The organism is Acinetobacter lactucae (assembly GCF_013344765.1).
Taxonomy (GTDB): domain Bacteria; phylum Pseudomonadota; class Gammaproteobacteria; order Pseudomonadales; family Moraxellaceae; genus Acinetobacter; species Acinetobacter lactucae_A.
Window position 1 is genome coordinate 1 of the sequence record NZ_JABVBF010000255.1, and the last position, 2,970, is coordinate 2,970.

The window sequence follows — 2,970 nt, forward strand, 5'->3', positions numbered from 1 at the left end:
GGTTTTACTGCTGAGTTAATAATGAAAAGATAATTCTATAATTGAGATTAAAACATCAGATTAATTTGTTTTTGTATTATGTGAATAATCATTATTTTGTTCCTGTTATTAAAATTCAGGAATTATTAAGTGAGCACACAAGAACTCGATCATAACCATCGTTATGAAATTAAATCTCCCGATGATGTTTCACAATTAATTTCCAAATTTGCAGGGAAGGGTAAATCGAATAAAGTTATTTGGTTGGCACTCATTGGGGTGTTTATTGATGCCTATGATTTAACAACACTGTCCTTTGGTATTGAGCAAGTCATCTCAGAGTTTTCTTTAAGCCCTGTGATGACAGGTGTTGTAGCTTCAGCAATTGTCTGCGGAACCATTGTTGGTAACCTGATTGGTGGTTGGCTGACAGATAAAATCGGCCGTTATCGGGTCTTCATGGCGGACATGGTGCTGTTTGTCATTGCGGCAATTGTCGCAGGCTTTGCACCGAATGTATGGGTTTTGATTTTAGCCCGATTTATTATGGGAATTAGTGTTGGTATTGATTTGCCTGTCGCAATGTCATACTTATCTGAGTTTTCCAAGTTTAACGGTAGTAGCAACAAGGCTGCGCGGTTAGCCGCATGGTGCCCAATGTGGTATGCCGCTTCTTCGGTCTGTTTTGGTCTAGTTCTGGCGCTTTATTTCCTTTTACCCCCTGAGCATAGCAACTGGTTATGGCGAGCATCTTTAATTTTTGGAGCAGTGCCAGCGTTACTCATTATTTTTATTCGCGGTAAATATTTAACTGAATCACCAATCTGGCTTGCAAACCAAGGTGATTTAAAGGGGGCAGCTAAAGTTCTACAAAAATCCTATGCAATTCATGCAGTCGCAACAGTCGAAAAAGTAGAAAGAAATGCTGAAAAGAAAAAGCGCGAGGGTTTTGCAGTTTTATTTAATAAAACCTATTTGCCAAGAACGATTGTGGCAATTGTGATTCATATTTCGGTGGCATTTCAGTACACCACCATTGCCTTCTTTTTACCTTCTATTTTAACGCGTTTCTTTCATACCGATGTCTTGACGACCATTACCACCACACTTGGGCTTAATTTACTGTTTGCGTTTACGGGCGGATTATTAGGTGTATTTGTTGCCAGCAGATTTAAATCTCGTCATGTGTTGCTTACAGGCTTTTTACTCCAGTTTATAGCCCTCATTGCCTTGGCATTAATTGGTGAACCCGGTAATAGCCTTTTACTCTACACCGCAATTGGTATGCTCGGTTTGTGGCTTTTTGCCGAAGGCTTTGGGCCAGGGGCACAAATGATGGTTTATCCAACCATGGCTTATCCAGCTTCGATCCGTGGTGTTGGAGTCGGCTTTAACCGTGCGGTAACAGGTGTTGCTCAGGCGATTGCTTTGTTTGTTTTACCAATCTGGATGGCGGGTTATAAAACCGATGTTTACCTAATTATTTCTATCTTTGCATTTATCCCTTTAATTGTGATTGGACTACTGATTAAGTTTGAGCCTACCGCTCAAGATGTTGATGTTATCGATGAAGATAAAACAGAACTTCCTCTCAATAATTCACCAGTAATCGACTAACGTAAAAATAGATATCTAAATAAAAATAAAGGCCAACAGATGTTGGCCTTTATTTTTGGAGTTAAAAGTAATAAGCAAAAATTACAAATGCTTTTTTATTCCATTTATCATTGGTTCCACCAGCTGCAAGGCCTTCACTGTCTCCTAGGTATGGATCATGTTTACCCATCAGTAATTCGGCTTGTACCGTCAGTTTTTGATAGTTAAAGGCAATGCCGGGAATAAAACGGGTAGAGTCTTTAAAGCCGTCTTGTTCTTTTCGATAAGAACTATAGTTCAAGTACGGGCGAACAGAGGTAATCGGTCCAAATTGCTGAGGAAATAAATAGCTGAGTTCGGCTGAATAAATCTGACCTTTGGTTGCAGAGTTAAAGGAATAATCGAAACCGCCCAAAGTCAGGTGGTCTTTATATTGAGTGTCGGCATTATCGATGTCTTGATAACCGGCCAAAAGCTGCAAATTCCATTGGTTGTAATTGGTATTGCTAAAAACTGAGTAGACTTGGCGATCGCCATCTTGTCCTGAACGTTTGTTTTCAATGGTGGAATACCATGCAGAAGCACCCAGTTGGGTAGAGAAATTTTCTTGGCCTAAGACATTCTTAAAGGTATGAGCACCACGAACTACAATCGAGTTCTTTTCTTTAGTATTGGTGCCTTGTGGTACAGAGTCATCTGCATTGACAGGGTTGATACTAAATCGACTCGAGTCTTTGCTTTTACCTCTATAGGTGCCACCATCGGTAGGATAAAAGGCGAGTTGTGCTTCGTTGATTCCATCATTGAAATCGTATTTCACCCCAAGATTGTGTACATCTTCCCAACCAGCACTATTGGCAATGCCTAAATAATAAGTATTTCCCCAAAATCGGCCCAAGCCAAAAGGAACAGGGTTTAAGCCAGCAATAATTTTACTGTTGTCATTAATTTTATAACCCAACCATGCATCGGTGAGCCAGTTGGCATCGCCTAAACGTCCATAATATTCATAAACCCGATAATCTAGACGGCCAATCCATTTCGGAGAGTTGTAGTCCAGCCATAATACGGCGTCATTAAAAGAAAATTTACTGGTAGTGGGATCAGAGTCAAAATCGTAAACATATTTAGCCCGAACAGTACCACTTACTTTAAGTTGACCTTCTTCAGCATTGCCAAAGGTAAGCGCTGCATGACTTGAAAGGCTGAATGTAATCAAAGTTGTCGCGATGAATATTTTTTTGAAAGTTGTGGGATGTTTAAACAAAAGATTCTTCCTCCTCTTAAAAATAAAAATTAAATTTGCGTTATGTATAAACCAGAAAAAGATTTGTCCAAATCTTAATATTTGCAGAAGATTCAAGATAAAAAGATAATAAAATCTGTACTTTATAT

General features: G+C 39.2%; 2 protein-coding genes. One reads left to right on the forward strand and one right to left on the reverse strand.

The window, feature by feature from the left end; all coding sequences use genetic code 11:
* The first annotated feature begins 129 nt into the window (after positions 1-129).
* Positions 130-1,596: an MFS transporter gene (locus tag HUN22_RS16315; protein WP_174731564.1), complete on the forward strand. Its 1,467-nt coding sequence runs from the start codon at positions 130-132 to the stop codon at positions 1,594-1,596.
* Positions 1,597-1,657: 61 nt separating this feature from the next.
* Here HUN22_RS16315 and HUN22_RS16320 read toward each other — a convergent pair whose 3' ends face one another.
* Positions 1,658-2,842, reverse strand: a complete 1,185-nt coding sequence (locus HUN22_RS16320) for a hypothetical protein (protein ID WP_174731567.1) — start codon at positions 2,840-2,842, stop codon at positions 1,658-1,660.
* Between the last annotated feature and the right edge of the window lie 128 nt (positions 2,843-2,970).